This is a genomic window from Bacillus sp. S4 (assembly GCF_040838205.1).
GTDB classification, from domain to species: domain Bacteria; phylum Bacillota; class Bacilli; order Bacillales; family Bacillaceae_G; genus Bacillus_A; species Bacillus_A cereus_U.
In genome coordinates this window covers 1-17,555 of sequence record NZ_JBFPJI010000052.1, presented here as the reverse complement: position 1 = coordinate 17,555, position 17,555 = coordinate 1, and the positions used below count along the sequence as shown (strand labels likewise).

The following is a 17,555-nucleotide window of genomic DNA, read 5'->3' as shown; positions in this document are numbered from 1 at the left end:
GCTATATGTACATACAATTATATGAAAAGCTTGTTATCATTCAAAAAGCATATGAAAATATTCAAACGCTTGGAGAACAAATATATGAGAATTTAAAACATAAAAATGTAAATGCAGTTCAAAAGCTGCAAGTGGAACAATTGCAGTACATAGAAGGTGTAAAAGGATTATCTCGCTCTTTTGAGGAGATGGTTGTTCAGTTTTGTGAAGAAAAGAAAGTCGAACCATTGCGTATGCGTTCGCTATTTTCGTATTTTTCACCGGAAGAAATTGAAAAAATAGAAGAATTACAAAAAAGTTTAAATGAATTAGAAGAAAATGTAAAAATGATTCTTTTGAAAAATCAATATTACTTAAACGTACTATTAAAAACTACAGAGAGTATTGTAGATTCCGTTTCTGAATACAATTTGGAGAAAAACAATAATTCGCAAATCTTTATGAATGAACTATTGTAAAGGAGAAGTGAAGCATTATGAGGTTATCTGATTATAATACACCGCTATCTGGTATGCTAGCGGCCCAAATGGGATTACAAACGACGAAACAAAACTTATCTAACATTCATACACCTGGTTATGTGCGTCAAGCCGTGAATTTAGGGTCTGTAGGAGCAAGTAATGGTCATACGCCAGGACAGAGAATTGGTTCGGGTGTACAAACATTAGGTGTTGACCGAATTACTGATGAAGTGAAAACGAAGCAATTTAATGATCAGTTGTCACAGTTCTCTTACTATGCATATATGAATTCTACTTTATCACGAGTAGAGTCTATGGTAGGAACTACAGGAAAGAATTCATTATCTAGTTTAATGGATGGTTTTTTTAATGCTTTTCGTGAAGTTGCGAAAAATCCAGAACAATCAAACTACTACGATACATTAGTTGCTGAAACTGGAAAGTTCACAAGTCAAATAAATCGTCTTGCGAAAAACTTAGATACAGCGGAAGTACAGACGACAGAAGATATTGAAGCGCATGTCAATGAATTTAATCGTCTTGGTGCTAGTTTAGCAGAAGCGAATAAAAAAATTGGACAGGCAGGGACACAAGTACCTAATCAACTATTAGATGAACGTGATCGTATTATTACAGAGATGTCTAAATATGCCAATATAGAAGTGTCTTATGAATCTATGAATCCTAATATCGCGAGTGTTAGAATGAATGGCGTTTTAACAGTAAATGGACAAGACACATATCCACTTCAATTAAATAAGGGGAGCGAACCGATGACTGTTGCGATTTATGGATCGGATATTCCTTTAACAGGTGGAGCCATTCAATCAGCAATAGATACGAAAGGAAAGATTGCTAGTTATAAGAAACATATTGAAGACTTAATGAGTTCTGTGAAAAATCAAGTGAATACAGTGATGGGAAAAGATTTCTTCGTTGGAGATCATGCGAAAGATATTCAGTTAAATCCTGAATTCGCAAAAGATGTTTCAAAAATGAAAATTTCTGCTGAAACAGCAAATAAACTGGCAGGAATTACAGATGGAGATTATAAAGAAGGTCTTTCTTATAAACAAGCGTTAGACCAATTCATAGTTGGTGTAGCTTCTGATAAAAGTGCAGTGAATGCTTATCAAAATATTCATAAAGACTTATTAGAAGGTATTCAGCAAGAAAAGATGAGTATAGAAGGCGTCAATATGGAAGAAGAAATGGTTAATTTAATGGCCTTCCAGAAATACTTCGTGGCAAACTCTAAGGCCATTACAACGATGAATGAAGTATTTGACAGTCTGTTTTCGATTATTAGATAACGCGAGGTAGAAACGAAGCCCCTTTTTTTATGTGTAGAGAGAGGGTCCTGCATAGGGTGGAAGCGGACAGAGCCTTTTAGTGGACCAAGCCGTGTAAGACCAGAGATATGAAATGATTGAATGATAAGTTAGCTAAGAGGAAAGCCATGTGTAGTAAATGTATCGTCCTCGTGTTAAATAAAAATGAAAAAGAGCTTTTTTTATGTGTAGAGAGAGGGTCCTGCGTTAGATAGAGGCGGTCAGTGCCTATTAGTGGACCAAGCGATGTGAGACCAGAGATATGAAGTGGTTGTGGGATAGGTTAGGTTAGAGAACAGCCATGTCAAATAGAAACGAGGCCCTTTTTTTATGATTAGAGAGAGGGTCCTGAGTTAGATAGAGGCGGTCACAGTGCCTATTAGTGGGCGAGCGATGTGAGACCAGAGATATGAAATAATTGAATGGTAGGGAAGAAAATAGCTGTATAAAATTGTGGTTGCTTCCCCGCGCTAAGTCAAATATAGATAAAGGAGAAGATGATGGATGAGAGTATCTACGTTTCAAAATGCAAACTGGGCAAAGAATCAGATGATGGATTTGAATGTGCAACAGCAATACCACCGAAATCAAGTAACTTCTGGGAAGAAAAACCTTCTTATGAGTGAAGATCCACTTGCGGCAAGCAAATCATTTGCGATTCAGCATTCTTTAGCAAATATTGAACAAATGCAAAAAGATTTAGCGGATTCGAAAAATGTATTAACACAAACTGAAAATACTTTACAAGGTGTTTTTAAATCTTTAACAAGAGCGGATCAATTAACAGTGCAAGCGTTAAATGGAACAAATAGCGAAAAAGAATTGAAGGCAATCGGTGCAGAGATTGATCAAATTTTAAAACAAGTTGTATATTTAGCGAATACGAAAGAGCAAGGCCGTTATATTTTCGGTGGTGATAGTGCTGAGCAAGTTCCATTCACAGAAGATGGTACGTATCAAGGTGGAAAAAATGATGTGAACTGGCAACTAAATGATGGCTATGAATTAAAAGCATTTCGTAACGGAGAAGAATTATTATCACCGGTTATAAAAACGTTAAAACAGATGAGTGAAGCGCTGAATAAAGGTGATCAAAAAGCTTTGCAACCACTATTAGGAGAAAATAAGAAAAACTTAGATAGCATCATTAACCGTACAACTGAAGTTGGTTCAACTATGAATACAATGGAGACGTTTAAAACGATTTTAAGCGAGCAAAATTTAGCACTTCAAGAAAACCGTAAAGAAATTGAAGATGTCGATTTGGCGGTAGCAATTTCTGACCTAGCATATATCAATGCAACGTATGAAGCGACGCTTAAAGCGGTTAGTACGATGAGTAAAACGAGTATTTTAGACTACATGTAAACAATAAGGAGTGAGACAACATGGCAGGGACATTAACAGGTATTGGCGGTAGACAACAGATCTGGAACCTCGGAAATAATATGATCGATACATCTAACTTTGTAGAATTAGAAATGCAAGCGTTAGATATGAGAAAAACACCGTATGCTAATGAAAAGAACCAACTTTCACAAGATAAACTATTATACACAAGTTTAAAATCAGAATTTAGTTCTTTCACACAAACATTTAAAAACTTAGCGGCTTTTAAAGGGAATGAGAAAAAAGTTACAACAACACAAGACGGTTATATTAATGTAAAAGCTGATGGTGGAGCGATTGCAGGAACTTTTAATATGATGATTACACAGCTCGCACAGCGTCATCAAATAGCTTCTAATTCTATTGATAATATAAATGAGAAGCTTCCAAGAAATGAAACAATAAAACTAGGCGATAAAGAACTAAAAGTAACAACTGATATGACATATAAAGATTTAATTAATAAAATTAATGATGGGGATTATGGGGTATCAGCATATACACTTGGTAATAAAATTTTTATGTCCTCTACGAAAGAAGGAGAGGCAAACGCTATTAAATTAGCAAGTACACCACCTAACGTACTTACTGAACTATTTTATTCAGAGGTGGAAATTAAAGGGACAGGCACAAATCAAGACAGTGAAACTAAGACGGAAATGAAATTAAATACTATTAATGAAGCAAAAAATGCTATATATAGTATTAACGGTATCGAGGACAAAAGTCCTACGAATACAATTGAAGCTCTTCCTGGCGTGAAAATTGAATTGTTAAAAGTAACGGAGCCAAAAGTAGACGAAAAACCAGGTGAAGAAAAATCAGATGCAGGTACAACAACAGATTCAAAAGTAAAAGGTATTGATCTGAAGTTTACAGTAAGTGATTCAAATGTAACAGACGCATCAAATATTATTAAAAAAATGGTAGCTGATTATAATAAAGCTGTTTCTACAATAGATATTTTTGCTGGAAAAGGTGGAGCCTTCCAAGGTCAAGCTATTATGCAAAGTGTACGTCAAGCGATGAATAACATCGTAACATTTTCTCAAGACGGTAATTATTTGTTTTCATTTGGAATTCAATTAAAGCAAGACGGGACGATGGAAGTTAATGATGAAAAATTAACACAAGCGTTAAAAGACAAGCCGGATGCAGCGAAGCAATTTTTCTTTGGTTCTAACGGTTTAGGGAAGATGATGGAAGAACCACTTGATAAACTATTTGGTGATAAAGGTGTAGTCGGAGAGCATGTAAAAAACATCGATTCACGTGTAAGTGATTTAGATAAAAAGATTAAAGATATTGAAACACAAAATCTGCAAAAACAAGATGAGATTGTGAAGAAGTATCAAAAGCTAGAAAGTACATTAGCGGCGCTAGATAGCCAACTAAAAACAATTAAAGCAATGACAAAACAAAAAAGTGATGATTAATGAAAGTTGAGGAAGTGATCGTATGCAAGCATGGCAACGTTATATGCAAAATGATATTATGACGAGTAATCCAATTAAAAATACAATTTTTATTTATGAAAGATGTATCGTTGAGTTTCGTAATTTAGAAGAGCTTTTAAATACTTTTAAACTACAAGAAGGAGATGCACTTCTTGAAAAATTAGAACGTATTTTTGAAGAGTTAAAGCTTCAATTAAATCCTGAGATTACTAAAGATTTGTATGATAGTCTATTCGGTTTATACGATTGGATTAGCATTCAAATTCAGACGATGAAAGTAACGCGTGAAGTAAAAGACATGGATGCGATTGTGCAAGTGTTACAAGATTTAATAGACGGTTACCGCGGAGCACTCGAAAATGAACAATGATATTTATCGAGCGTTTGTCGGCTGTTTTAATGAAATCGGTGAATTACAAGTGTCAGATGAAGAATTTGCTGAGAAAAGTGCTATGTTAAATCGCTGGATGATGACCTTGGATGAAAAGACGCGAGCAGATGTTGCAGCGGAAGTGAGTCCATTAATAATAAAGGCAGCTCAACATATTCGAGATAAGCAAAAGATTTTGGAAGAAATGATTATGACAAATGATGGACGAATGAAAGCTAATTCGTTTTACGGTAAATATTAATTGTAAAGTATGGAAACGGGTTCTCCTTATTATAAGGGGAATCCATTCCGTAGTTTGAATAAAAGCGTTCCGCTGATTGAGGTTTCACTTTATGACTGTAATGAAAAAACAGAAATAATCTAAATAATAAAAAAAAGAAATTTATTTTATTGTTCTTATATAGAAATGTTATATAGATTACTAAGTGAATACAGTTTTTTTATTCTTTTATATATTTTTGTATTTTTCTAAAGACAACAATGGGAAAATGGAATAAAATATGAAAGGGTACATAATAGATAACATTTTAATAAATACATATAAGGAAATGAATAATAAAGTGAAACTTCCATCAGTGGATGATCATGCCGTAAGCGAGCATGATGGAAAAAAGAAGGGTGTGGAATATGCCGGACTTAGTTAGTGATGTTAGTCATTATATGAATTATTTAGTAACGAAGCGAAATACTGTTTCTAGTAATATTGCAAATGCGAATACACCAGGGTTTAAAGCACAAGATGTAACATTTGCTGAACAAATGAATATGAATAATCCGCTATTCAAAAAAAATGCTGCGGATTTAAAGAGTAATTCAGACTTATATCAAACGAATGAAATGCACTTACCAACAGTAAATGCGAAAAATACATATGCAAAGATTCAAACGAAATCAATGCAAACGAATAAAGATGGAAATAGTGTGGACGTAACGACAGAAATGCTAGATTTAATGAAAACAAACCAATTATACGGTATCTCAATTAATGCGATTAATACGCAATACGCAATTAACCAAGCAGCACGTGGACGTTAAGAGTAGAAGGAGAGACAACGCGATGTTCCAAGCAATTAATGCAAGTGGCTCAGGACTAACTACAGCGAGAAAATGGATGGAAGTTACTTCTAACAATATCGTGAATGCAAATACGACGGGAGCGCCGGGCGCAGAGCCGTATCACCGCCGAAGTGTGGTGCTAGAATCAAACAATAGTTTTGCAAGTATGCTAGATGGAGCTCCTACTAACGGAGTGAAAATAAAAAGTATTGAAACGGATCGAAATGAAAATCTTGTGTATGATCCGACGCATCCACATGCAAATGAAGAAGGATATGTACGTTATCCGAACATTGATGTGACAGCTGAGATGACGAATGTAATGGTTGCTCAAAAAATGTATGAAGCAAATACGAGTGTATTAAATGCGAACAAAAAAATGCTCGATAAAGATTTAGAAATCGGCCGAGGATAAGAGGGAAGATGGGAAATATGAAAATCCAACCAATGTTAAATACACAGCCATTTGGAGCAATTCAGCCAATTGGCGTACCGAAAACTTCAGAAACATCTGTAGTTGAAGGCAAAAAGTTTATTGATTTATTGGAAGATATGAATCAAACGCAAAATAATGCACAAACAGCAGTATATGATTTACTGACAAAAGGGGTAGGAGAAACGCATGATGTTTTAATTCAGCAGAAGAAAGCTGAATCACAAATGAAAACGGCTGCTCTTGTACGAGATAATCTTATTGAGAATTATAAGTCACTAATTAATATGCAAATTTAGGAAAATGGACGGGTGTGTTTAAATGGAAAAGATAAAAAATGTTTTCCAATCGTTGAAAACGTGGCATAAGTTAGTAATTGGTGCTGCGCTTTTAGCGATTGTAACAGGAGCACTTTTATACTTCACCTTGCCAGATAAATATGTTGTTGTATATCAAAATTTAAACGATACAGATAAGCAAGAGATTACAGCAGAATTATCGAAGCTAGGTGTTGATTATCAATTAGCAGCTGATGGTTCGATTCGAGTGCAAAAGAACGATGCTCCATGGGTTCGAAAAGAAATGAATGGAATGGGCTTACCGTTTAATTCAAAAAGCGGTGAGGAAATTTTATTAGAAAGCTCGCTCGGTTCAAGTGAGCAAGATAAGAAAATGAAGCAGATTGTCGGTACGAAAAAGCAATTGGAGCAAGATATTGTAAGAAACTTTGCGACAGTTGAAACGGCGAATGTGCAAATTACATTACCTGAAAAAGAAACCATTTTTGATGAAGAAAAGGCAAAGGGAACAGCAGCAATTACTATTGGTGTGAAACGTGGACAACTATTAACAGCTGATCAAGTTGCAGGTATACAGCAAATGATTAGTGCGGCAGTTCCTGGGGTGAAAGCAGAAGAAGTAAGTGTTATTGATAGTAAAAAAGGTATTATCTCGAAAGGAGCAGATGAAGCACATTCTACTAGTTCCTCTTCTTATGAAAAAGAAGTTGAGATGCAACAACAAATTGAAGGTAAATTAAAGCAAGATATTGATGCGACGTTAATGACGATGTTTAAGCCAAATGAATATAAAGTGAATACGAAAGTGTCTGTAAATTATGATGAAGTTACACGTCAGTCAGAAAAATATGGGGATAAAGGTGTACTTCGCAGTAAACAAGAGCAAGAGGAAAGCTCTACTGCGCAAGAAGGAGCGGATACGAAGCCAAGTGCTGGTATTACAGCGAATGGTGAAGTGCCAAACTACGGTACGAACAATAATCAAAATGGTAAAATCGTCTACGATAATAAAAATGGTAACAAAGTTGAAAACTATGAGATAGATAAAACGGTTGAAACGATTAAGAAACATCCGGAATTAACAAAAACAAATGTTGTTGTATGGGTCGATAATGATACGTTAGTAAAACGAAGAATTGATATGACAACGTTTAAAGAAGCAATTGGTACAGCTGCTGGACTTCAAGCTGATCCGAATGGAAACTTTATAAATGGTCAAGTTAACGTTGTAACTGTTCAGTTTGATCAACCGAAAGTAGAGAAAGAGAAAGAGCCAGAAAAAATCGGCATTAACTGGTGGTTATTCGGTGGAATTACAGGTGGATTGTTAGCGCTTGGTGGCCTATTATGGTTCTTCTTAGCAAGACGTAAGAAAAAGAAAGAAGAAGAGGAATATGATGAATACTTAGCAGAAGAGGAAGTTGCTGCAAGTAGTGAAAGCATTATGGAAATTCCTGAAGAGAAAATAGTACCAGAGCCAAAACCAGAACCAGTAGAACCGGCAGAACCTACATTAGATGACCAAGTGCAGGAAGCTACGAGAGAGCATGTAGAAGGTACTGCAAAAGTTATTAAAAAATGGCTAAACGGATAAGTAAGGGAGGAAAAACAATGTTAGATGAAATCTCCTCCAAAGAAAAAGCTGCCATCCTCATTCGTACATTAGACGAAGAGGTGGCAGCAAAAGTCATTGAATATATGACGGCTGAGGAAAAAGAAGTGTTACTTCGTGAAATTGCGAAGTTTCGTGTATATAAAGCAGAAACGTTAGAAAATGTACTAGGGGAGTTTCTGTATGAACTAAATGTAAAAGAATTAAATTTAGTGACCCCAGATAAAGAATACATTCGTCGTATATTTAAAAATATGCCAGAAGACGAGTTGGAAAAATTATTAGAAGACCTTTGGTACAACAAAGATAATCCATTTGAATTCTTAAATTCACTAACAGATTTAGAGCCACTTCTTACAGTGCTTAATGATGAATCGCCACAAACGATAGCAATTATTGCTTCTTATATTAAGCCTCAACTAGCATCTCAATTAATTGAGAGATTACCAGATCATAAACGTGTAGAAACGGTAATGGGCATTGCGAAGCTAGAGCAAGTAGATGGTGAATTAATTAATCAAATTGGTGAGTTATTAAAAGCAAAATTAAATAATATGGCATTTAGTGCTATTAATAAAACAGATGGATTGAAAACGATTGTGAACATTTTAAATAACGTTTCACGAGGCGTTGAAAAAACAGTCTTTCAAAAGCTCGATGAAGTCGATTATGAGTTATCTGAGAAAATTAAAGAAAATATGTTTGTCTTTGAAGACTTACTCGGTCTTGAAGATCTTGCACTTCGCCGCGTATTAGAGGAAATTACAGATAACGGTGTTATTGCGAAAGCAATTAAAATTGCAAAAGAAGAAATTAAAGAGAAATTATTTACATGTATGTCTTCAAACCGTAAAGAGATGATTCTAGAAGAGTTAGATGGCTTAGGACCGCTTAAGATGACGGATGCTGAAAAAGCGCAGCAAACGATTACAGGTACAGTGAAAAAACTAGAAAAAGAAGGAAGAATTATCGTTCAAAGAGGTGAAGATGATGTCCTTATTTAAAAACAGAATTCCGAAGAATTCTGTTTCTTTTTCTGAAGAAACGTATGAATTACAATTCCCGAAACCAATATCAGTTCACGCCCAAGAAGAAATACAAGTAGATCATGCAGAACTTCTAGCACAGCAAGATGTATTACATATTGAAATGCATCAACTAAGGCAGCAGCAGCAAATGCTAGAGCAAGAGCGTCAGCGGTTGTTACAGGATAAAGAACAGTTTCAAATGCATATTCATGAACAAATGGAGCAGATGGAAGCAGCACGTATGCAGTTTCAAAAGGAGCAACAAGAAACAGCATATGAATGGACTGAGTTATTATGGAATCAATCTTTTCAATTAGCAGAAAAAATTGTGAATCAAGCGGTAGATTCACGATTATTAGACGTTTTGCCGATTTTAACAGGTATCGTGCAAACATTGCCTACTTCATTTGAAAAATTAACTATAACGGTTCATCCAGAAACATTTGAGCGTATACAAGAAGAGAAAGAAAATACGAAAGAGTATTGGTTACTACAATTAGTAGAATGGAAGTATGATTTTTCTTTACAGTTTGGCGAATTTGTTTTGGAAGAAGAGAAAGAGTTTTTTGAATTTAAATTTGCAACTATATTTGCGAAACTTCGTCATAAATGGGAAGAGGAAAAGTTGTTTGAGGAGCAAAAGGTATGAACAATAAGCTCATGAACGAACATAATAAATGGAATACGTTTATTGAAACGCCGTTTTATACGAAAGTTGGCAAAGTTCATAGTGTACAAGAGCAGTTTTTTGTAGCGAAAGGTCCGAAAGCGAAGATTGGAGATGTTTGTCTCGTTGGAGAACATAGCGTCTTATGTGAAGTTATTGCAATTGAAAAAGAAAATAATATGTTACTACCATTTGAACAGACAGAAAAAGTATGTTACGGAGATTCAGTTACATTAATTGCAGAAGATGTCGTTGTGCCCCGTGGTAATCATTTGCTTGGAAAAGTGTTAAGTGCAAATGGCAAAGTGTTAAACGAAGAGGCTGAAAATATTCCAGTGCAAAAAATAAAATTAGATGCACCGCCGATTCATGCATTTGAGCGTGAAGAAATTACAGATGTATTTGAAACGGGAATTAAATCGATTGATTCTATGTTAACGATTGGGATCGGGCAAAAGATTGGTATTTTCGCAGGATCGGGTGTTGGTAAATCTACATTACTTGGAATGATTGCGAAAAACGCAAAAGCTGATATTAACGTTATTAGTTTAGTAGGTGAGCGTGGCCGGGAAGTAAAAGACTTTATTCGAAAAGAATTAGGCGAAGAAGGTATGAAAAAAAGCGTCGTTGTTGTAGCGACGTCAGATGAAAGTCACCTTATGCAACTGCGTGCGGCTAAGCTTGCAACGTCGATTGCCGAATATTTCCGTGATCAAGGTAATAATGTACTACTTATGATGGATTCAGTTACTCGTTTTGCCGACGCTCGCCGAAGTGTTGACATTGCAGTCAAAGAATTACCAATCGGTGGTAAAACACTCTTAATGGAAAGTTATATGAAAAAGTTATTAGAGCGATCCGGAAAAACACAAAAAGGGGCAATAACAGGTATTTATACAGTGCTAGTTGATGGTGACGATTTAAATGGTCCTGTACCAGATTTAGCTCGTGGTATTTTAGATGGACATATTGTATTAAAACGTGAGCTCGCAACTCTTAGTCATTACCCTGCCATTTCCGTACTAGATTCGGTGAGTAGGATTATGGAAGAAATCGTATCGCCGAATCATTGGCAACTTGCAAATGAAATGAGAAAAATTTTATCTATTTATAAAGAAAATGAATTGTATTTTAAACTAGGAACAATTCAAGAAAATGAAGAAAATGCTTATATTTTTGAATGTAAAAATAAAGTAGAAGCTATAAATATGTTTTTAAAACAAGGTCGAACGGATAGTTTTCATTTTGAAGATGTTGTCCAAGCGATGCACCATATTGTATAAGATCTCGCCCTTTGAGGTCTTATTTTTTTGTTTTTAATATTTCACAGATTTTTTTGTAAAAAAACTATATAATAGAAAAAGGGGAACGTTATAATAGGAAGGGGCTATGAAAACGGGTGGATAAGCAGCAGTACGACACGATAAAATTGCAGATTAATCAAGAGAAAGAACAAATCTTGAAAGAAGTGTACGAACTAACAGCTGAAAAAAGAAAAATAGAACAAAAAAAAGAATATGATCTGTATGTTGTGAAATCACGTAGTAAAGTCGTACAAACTGGGCAACGTATTATGGCTGGTATGCTGTCTTCACATACATTTTCACCTGAAAGAATAGAAGAATGGAATCGGAAAATTAAAAAAACAGAAGGTTTTATTCAAAAAAATGAAAGCCTTTTAGAGAAAATAAAAGAAAAAGAACGTGTCATTGATGAAATGTATCAAGAAGATTGTAAGAAGCTTGCGAAAGTAAAAGAAAAGTTAGAAGAAAAAATGCTTCTTGATTTAAAAATGTGTATGAACGGATGAGGTGGATGTAGTGATACAATTTGTATTACCGGTGCAACAGAGTTTACCTCCGCAAAAAGAAAAAGGGCTAGAAATACAATCAAAAAATGAAAATTCTTCATTTGATAATACAATGAGAATTGAAAATAAAAAACAGCCGAAAACGGAGAAACCGAAACGAGCAGAAGCACCAGAAGAAGAGAAGAAAGAATATCTTCTCGCAAAAAAAACGGTAACGAAAGAAGAGCCGATTGTAAAGAAAGAAGAAAAAAAAGAGACAGAACAATTATTACTAGCTGTATCTGAGCAAATGATTGCAATTGAGCAATTACGTGTGCAGCCAGAATTGTTATATCAATACATACAAAAAATACAAGAATTATATAAAGAATACGGAAATATTAAACTGAACGAATTGCCTGCAGCTGAATTACAACAATTACAAGAACTCCTTTCGAACATGAATATTAAAAATGTCATATGTTTAGAAGATACAATGCAAATGGCGTTAGACAAGGTGACAATGCCAGAGCAGACGTTGCAAGTATTAAAAGTCGTAGAATCAGAAACTTGTAATATTGCAAAGAAACAAGAGGAGTCTAAGGAAGTAGAACTCCCGAAAGCAGAGAGCGATGATGTGAAGGTAGAGTTATCAAAAGTCGATCAGTTAAATGATTCCAGTTCAGCCGGAGCTGAGTTATTAAATAAAGCAACGGGTACTGACCAAATAGGAAAACAAAATAGTGGAGCTGAGAAGGTTACATTACCTGACTTAGGTAAGAAAATGGAAGCACAAGTAGAAGCATTGCAAAAGTTTGTAGTGAAACAAGAACGTGTTTTATTCCAGCTAAATCCAGAAAAACTTGGTACATTAACTGTATTTATGAAAAAGCATGGAGATCAAATTGAGGTTCATGTAGAAATGGAAAAACACGATGCGAAAAAACGTGTTGAAATGATTTTTGACGATTTGAAGCTAAAGTTAAAAGAAAAAGAAATTAATATTCAAATTAGTTATTCAGAAAAAGATGAACATCGTAAAGAACAACGAGAACAAGAGCAAAGGCAAAAACAAAAATTAGCAAATACGAAACATGAGAAACAACAATCAAAAGAATTTGCGGGATTATTGGAGGAATAAAGCGTGCCAACAGTTGGATTAAATACAACGAGTACAAATCATATTCCGTTACAAGCAGGAGCGCAAAAAAGTAATGTACCTGTTAACGGTGTACAATCGCCAGTTCAACAAACAAATGGAGTTTCAGCAGGGGAGCAAAAAACTCCTGGGGTAATGGGAAAAGATGATTTCCTAAAATTGTTTTTATCGAGTTTCCAACATCAAGATCCATTTAATGCGATGGATATGAATCAAATGATGAACCAAACAGCGCAGTTATCTCTTATGGAACAAGTACAAAATATGACAAAAGCAGTTGACTCTTTAAGAACGACGATGCATTCGACAGCGCTTGATGGTGGAATGAAGTTTTTAGGAAAGTATGTAAGAGGTATTGACGGTGAAGGGAACAAAGTAACTGGTCAAGTAGAAACAGTTCGCCTTGCAGAAAATAACGAAGTACAGCTCGTTATTGATAATAAAGTAGTGTCTCTTCGTTTCGTGGAAAGAGTGTCTGATAAACCAATTGGAGAAACGAATCCAGAAGATGCAAAGAAAGACGATCAAAAAGTAGCTGAAGAAGTAAAAATAACAAATTCATAAGGGAGTGTCCATACGTTATGATTAAAGCGTTATATACAAGTATTACAGGAATGAATGCAACACAAAATGCATTAAGTGTTACTTCAAATAATATTGCCAATGCACAAACAGTTGGTTATAAAAAACAAAAAGCAATGTTTGATGATTTACTGTACAACAATTCAATTGGTGCAAAAGGCGATGGTAAATACGCAGGAACGAACCCGAAAAGTATCGGTAACGGTGTGAAAATGAGCGGAACAGTTACGGACTATAGCGATGGTACAATTACGTTAACGGGTGGTAAAACACAAGCAGCAATGGAAGGTAATGGTTTCTTCGTAGTTGGTGATTCAAAAGGCGGCAACATGGAATTTACGCGTAAAGGTACGTTCGGGATATCTTCAGATTACTATATTACGAATACAGAAGGCCAATACGTATTCGCATATCCTGCAAATGCAGCAACTGGTGAAGTTGATTTATCTGGTATTCCAGGACCGTTGCAAATTCCAATGGGATCAGCAATCGGTGGTATTCGAACGTCAAAAGGAGTAATCGGAGGGAATATTCCAACTGATGCAAAACAGATTACGCAAGAATTGCCTGTATATGATGATGCCGGTAATACATGGACAATGCGTGTAGAATTTAAACAAACGAGCGAACATAATTATACATATAAAGTACAGATGCGTAATGATTCGAAAAAAGAAACAGAGTTTCAGGATGTTCAAGGTGCAGGTGGTAATATGACATTTGATGCAGTAGGAAATCCAAATCAGCAAAATCCAGGAGCAGCTATTCCGTTTAATGGCGGAACAGTAAATTTAGATTTTAGTAAATTAACAAACCATCCGACAGAGAAAACATTATCAGTAACAAACGTAGATGGTAGAGCGGCGGCGACTGTTAAAGATTGCTTTATTGCTGACGGTGGATATGTGATGGTAAAATATTCTGATGGAAGTATGAAATCTGCTGGTCAATTAGCTGTTGCAATGTTCCCAAATGAGGGCGGTTTAATGAAAAACGGAAATGGTAACTATACAGCGACAAATACAACTGGTATTTTAGCAATGGGCGTATCTGGTCAAAACGGTGCAGGAAAAGTACGTGGTGGCGCACAAGAAGGTGCAAACGTAGATTTATCTGTAGAATTCGTTGATTTAATGTTATACCAACGCGGATTCCAAGGAAATGCGAAAGTAATTAAAATTTCAGATGAAGTATTAAATGAAGTTGTGAACTTAATTCGATAATAAATCGTAAAGAAAAATTGTAACGTAGTAGAAAGGGTTTTTTATTCGTATGACAAGACAAGAGCGAATTTTACAATTGCCTTTTTTCGAAAATAAACGTGAGCTTGCTGAGCAAGTGTTAAAAATAGAACGAGAAGAGCATGTATATTTACCAGATCAATTTGAAATCAAACAAGTGCCTCCATATTCGTTTGGTGAAAAACAAGCAGTCATTGGCCTTATACACGAGTTTTATTTCGTAAGTATTGGTAGTAATGGTGTTTGGCAGTATCAATTGTTTAAAGATGAGATGAAGTGCCGTGAGTTTTTCGTTATGTTGCCGGATATTACGGATCAGCAGCTTGCTTTTTGGTTCAATAACATTGAGTTGTTGAAAGGGGCTTAAAAGCTTTCTTTTTAGGTTTTGAGAGAGGGTCCAGCGATGAGTAGTAGCGGTCAGTGCTTATGAGTGGCTCGTATGTTGTAAGACTAGAGATATGTAGTGGTTTTAAGGTAGTTGGAGAGGCTGGAATCCAAGTGTTTAGGTGGTGCCTCTTCTCTCTTTGAAGATATAGGGCCTATGAGCAGTGATTTGAAATAGATATAGATTAATTTAAGATAGTTGTGCTATATTGTATAATTAGACTAAGTTTATATAAAAGGAGAGGTGAGGAGGATGGCGCAGAATAAGTATCGCGTTACATTCATTTCGCCAAGTGAGGTTGAGCAACGTACTGTAATGACGGCGAGTAGTTTGCCTAATTTAATACGTCAAGTAGAGAGTATTATTGCAGATCCGAACGGTTATTTTGTAAATGATAAAAAGAATAATTGCTATTTTAAAGTGATTAAAGAAAATGTTACGTTTATTCAATATGAGTTACTATTTTCGGATAAGGAAATTCACATTGAAAAGTTAAAACATATAGCACCGGCGGTATTGAAACAAGTATTTAAAAAAATAAACGATTCGGAATTATATGCACTTGCACTCCTTGATGTTGATATAGCTACAAAGGAATATGTACTAGGAGAAATGAATCCAGAGCTTAGAGTGAGAGTGGAAACAGAGCTTGCAAAAAAATGGGAAGCGATGCCGACAGAAATTGTAGGAGCGCAAGAAGTGTTACTAGAGGCACTTGCTTCGTTTATACAAGATTAAGCTTTACCACTGTTTTTATTACTTTAAAACTATAAGGCTCAGTCAACTACCTATATTTTCATATAGGTAGTTGACTTTTGGGGTTCATTAAAGCTTAATAATTAGATATATGGAATTAATGAAAGGGGAGCGACACCTTTATGTCACAAGCACAAAGTATTTTATTAGAAAGTGGAACAAACGAATTAGAAATCGTAACTTATACTGTTGGTGAAAATTTATTTAGCATCAATGTAATGAAAGTGCGTGAAATTATTAATCCATTCCCTGTTACAACTGTGCCGGAATCTCATCATGCAGTTGAAGGTGTTGTTCAAGTACGCGGTGAAATCTTACCTGTTATTAACTTAGCGACAGCTCTTAATTTAAAATCTATAAAGCCACTTGATCAAACGAAATTTATCATCTCGGAATTAAACCAAATGAAAGTTATTTTCCGTGTTGATGAAGTGCATCGTATTCAACGCATTTCTTGGGAACAAATTGATGAGCCAGCTTCATTATCTATGGGACTAGAAGAAACGACGTCTGGAATTGTAAAACTAGATGGGAAAATTATCTTATTGTTAGATTATGAAAAAATTGTTTGCGAAATTAGTAACACTGGTTATGACAATAAAACACTTTCAGGATTAGAGCAAAAAACAGATCGTGCTGAAAAAGTTATTTATATTGCAGAAGATTCAGCGATGCTTCGCCAAATACTAGAAGAAACATTATCAACAGCTGGATATACGAAAATGAATTTCTTCAGCAATGGTGCAGAAGCGTTAGCGCAAATTGAAAAACTAGCAAAAGAGCAAGGTGAAAAAATGTTTGAACATATTCATCTGCTTATTACAGATATTGAAATGCCAAAAATGGATGGACATCATTTAACGAAAGTAATTAAAGACAGTGAAGTAATGAAGCAATTACCAGTTATTATTTTCTCTTCTTTAATTACGAATGAGTTGTTCCATAAAGGTGAGGCAGTTGGAGCGAATGCTCAAGTGAGTAAGCCTGATATTCAAGAGTTAATTGGTTTAGTTGATAAGTTAGTGTTGTAAAAAAGTTTTGAAAAGCGTTTTTTTTTGTTGGGATAGAGGAACTAGCCGAGTGAGGAAGCGGTCAGTGCCTAATAGGTTTCCATGCGATGTAAGACCATAAATATTGAGTGTTTTTAGGTAAGTGAAAGAAGTGAGCCTCCGAGTGAGGGTTTGAAGAACCGGTTTACAACTCTTTTCTATTTAGTGGGAATAGAGGAACTAGCCAAGTATGGGAGCGGTCAGTACCTAATAGAGGTCCATGCGATGTGTAAGACCAGAGATATGGAGTGATTTTAGGTAAGTCGACGAAGTAGGCTTTCGAGTGAGGGTTTGAAGAACCGTTTTAAAACACGCTTTTTAGTGGGAATAGAGGAACTAGCCAAGTGAGGAAGCGGTCAGTGCCTAATAGGTTTCCATGCGATGTAAGACCAGAGATATGGAGTGTTATTAGGTTAGTGAAAGAAGTGAGCCTCCGAGTGAGGGTTTGAAGAACCGGTTTACAACTCTTT

At 35.4% G+C, this 17,555-nt stretch carries 20 protein-coding genes; all 20 read left to right on the top strand.

Going from position 1 to position 17,555, the window contains the following annotated elements; genetic code table 11:
• The first annotated feature begins 5 nt into the window (after positions 1 to 5).
• The 20 genes from flgN (at position 6) to AB3X48_RS08550 (ending at position 17,067) form a co-directional block, all read left to right on the top strand.
• Positions 6 to 458, top strand: a complete 453-nt coding sequence (gene flgN, locus AB3X48_RS08645; protein WP_016104385.1) for a flagellar export chaperone FlgN — start codon at positions 6 to 8, stop codon at positions 456 to 458.
• A 17-nt stretch (positions 459 to 475) separates the two neighbouring features.
• A complete protein-coding gene (gene flgK / locus AB3X48_RS08640; protein WP_016104386.1) occupies positions 476 to 1,774 on the top strand; it encodes a flagellar hook-associated protein FlgK in 1,299 nt (432 codons plus the stop codon).
• 522 nt (positions 1,775 to 2,296) lie between these two features.
• On the top strand, positions 2,297 to 3,160 hold the full coding sequence (locus AB3X48_RS08635; protein ID WP_367959281.1) for a flagellar hook-associated protein 3: 864 nt from the start codon (positions 2,297 to 2,299) through the stop codon (positions 3,158 to 3,160).
• Between the two features lie 20 nt (positions 3,161 to 3,180).
• The gene (locus AB3X48_RS08630; protein WP_016104387.1) at positions 3,181 to 4,617 is read left to right on the top strand and encodes a flagellar hook-associated protein 2; all 1,437 of its coding nucleotides are present in this window, start codon (positions 3,181 to 3,183) and stop codon (positions 4,615 to 4,617) included.
• Between the two features lie 22 nt (positions 4,618 to 4,639).
• Positions 4,640 to 5,008, top strand: a complete 369-nt coding sequence (locus AB3X48_RS08625) for a flagellar export chaperone FliS (RefSeq protein WP_016104388.1) — start codon at positions 4,640 to 4,642, stop codon at positions 5,006 to 5,008.
• The gene (locus AB3X48_RS08620; protein ID WP_002201054.1) at positions 4,998 to 5,270 is read left to right on the top strand and encodes a hypothetical protein; all 273 of its coding nucleotides are present in this window, start codon (positions 4,998 to 5,000) and stop codon (positions 5,268 to 5,270) included. The genes AB3X48_RS08625 and AB3X48_RS08620 overlap by 11 nt, the downstream gene beginning before the upstream one ends.
• Before the next feature lie 386 nt (positions 5,271 to 5,656).
• Positions 5,657 to 6,064 (top strand): flagellar basal body rod protein FlgB, encoded by a 408-nt coding sequence (gene flgB, locus AB3X48_RS08615; RefSeq protein WP_088078217.1) that lies wholly within the window; start codon positions 5,657 to 5,659, stop codon positions 6,062 to 6,064.
• 22 nt (positions 6,065 to 6,086) lie between these two features.
• Complete coding sequence (gene flgC, locus AB3X48_RS08610) at positions 6,087 to 6,500, top strand: flagellar basal body rod protein FlgC (protein WP_002030933.1); 414 nt, start codon at positions 6,087 to 6,089, stop codon at positions 6,498 to 6,500.
• 17 nt (positions 6,501 to 6,517) lie between these two features.
• Positions 6,518 to 6,817 carry a flagellar hook-basal body complex protein FliE gene (fliE, locus tag AB3X48_RS08605; RefSeq protein ID WP_033714758.1) on the top strand — a complete coding sequence of 100 codons (300 nt, stop codon included), beginning with the start codon at positions 6,518 to 6,520 and terminating at the stop codon, positions 6,815 to 6,817.
• Positions 6,818 to 6,839: 22 nt separating this feature from the next.
• A complete protein-coding gene (gene fliF / locus AB3X48_RS08600) occupies positions 6,840 to 8,411 on the top strand; it encodes a flagellar basal-body MS-ring/collar protein FliF (RefSeq protein WP_016104392.1) in 1,572 nt (523 codons plus the stop codon).
• Positions 8,412 to 8,428: 17 nt separating this feature from the next.
• Positions 8,429 to 9,433: a flagellar motor switch protein FliG gene (locus AB3X48_RS08595; protein WP_016104393.1), complete on the top strand. Its 1,005-nt coding sequence runs from the start codon at positions 8,429 to 8,431 to the stop codon at positions 9,431 to 9,433.
• The gene (locus AB3X48_RS08590; RefSeq protein ID WP_256415932.1) at positions 9,420 to 10,106 is read left to right on the top strand and encodes a FliH/SctL family protein; all 687 of its coding nucleotides are present in this window, start codon (positions 9,420 to 9,422) and stop codon (positions 10,104 to 10,106) included. The genes AB3X48_RS08595 and AB3X48_RS08590 overlap by 14 nt, the downstream gene beginning before the upstream one ends.
• Positions 10,103 to 11,407 carry a flagellar protein export ATPase FliI gene (fliI, locus tag AB3X48_RS08585; protein ID WP_016104395.1) on the top strand — a complete coding sequence of 435 codons (1,305 nt, stop codon included), beginning with the start codon at positions 10,103 to 10,105 and terminating at the stop codon, positions 11,405 to 11,407. Before AB3X48_RS08590 ends, fliI begins: the two co-directional genes overlap by 4 nt.
• A gap of 116 nt (positions 11,408 to 11,523) precedes the next feature.
• Positions 11,524 to 11,934 (top strand): hypothetical protein, encoded by a 411-nt coding sequence (locus AB3X48_RS08580; protein ID WP_002201046.1) that lies wholly within the window; start codon positions 11,524 to 11,526, stop codon positions 11,932 to 11,934.
• Between the two features lie 10 nt (positions 11,935 to 11,944).
• Positions 11,945 to 13,054 carry a flagellar hook-length control protein FliK gene (locus AB3X48_RS08575; protein WP_016104396.1) on the top strand — a complete coding sequence of 370 codons (1,110 nt, stop codon included), beginning with the start codon at positions 11,945 to 11,947 and terminating at the stop codon, positions 13,052 to 13,054.
• 3 nt (positions 13,055 to 13,057) lie between these two features.
• Positions 13,058 to 13,636: a flagellar hook assembly protein FlgD gene (locus tag AB3X48_RS08570; RefSeq protein WP_016104397.1), complete on the top strand. Its 579-nt coding sequence runs from the start codon at positions 13,058 to 13,060 to the stop codon at positions 13,634 to 13,636.
• A gap of 17 nt (positions 13,637 to 13,653) precedes the next feature.
• The gene (locus tag AB3X48_RS08565) at positions 13,654 to 14,877 is read left to right on the top strand and encodes a flagellar hook protein FlgE (RefSeq protein WP_016104398.1); all 1,224 of its coding nucleotides are present in this window, start codon (positions 13,654 to 13,656) and stop codon (positions 14,875 to 14,877) included.
• A gap of 49 nt (positions 14,878 to 14,926) precedes the next feature.
• A complete protein-coding gene (locus tag AB3X48_RS08560) occupies positions 14,927 to 15,262 on the top strand; it encodes a DUF3964 family protein (protein ID WP_016104399.1) in 336 nt (111 codons plus the stop codon).
• Between the two features lie 270 nt (positions 15,263 to 15,532).
• Positions 15,533 to 16,018, top strand: coding sequence for a hypothetical protein (locus AB3X48_RS08555; protein ID WP_016104400.1), 486 nt, complete (start codon positions 15,533 to 15,535; stop codon positions 16,016 to 16,018).
• Between the two features lie 140 nt (positions 16,019 to 16,158).
• A complete protein-coding gene (locus tag AB3X48_RS08550; protein ID WP_016104401.1) occupies positions 16,159 to 17,067 on the top strand; it encodes a chemotaxis protein in 909 nt (302 codons plus the stop codon).
• The last annotated feature ends 488 nt before the right edge of the window (positions 17,068 to 17,555 follow it).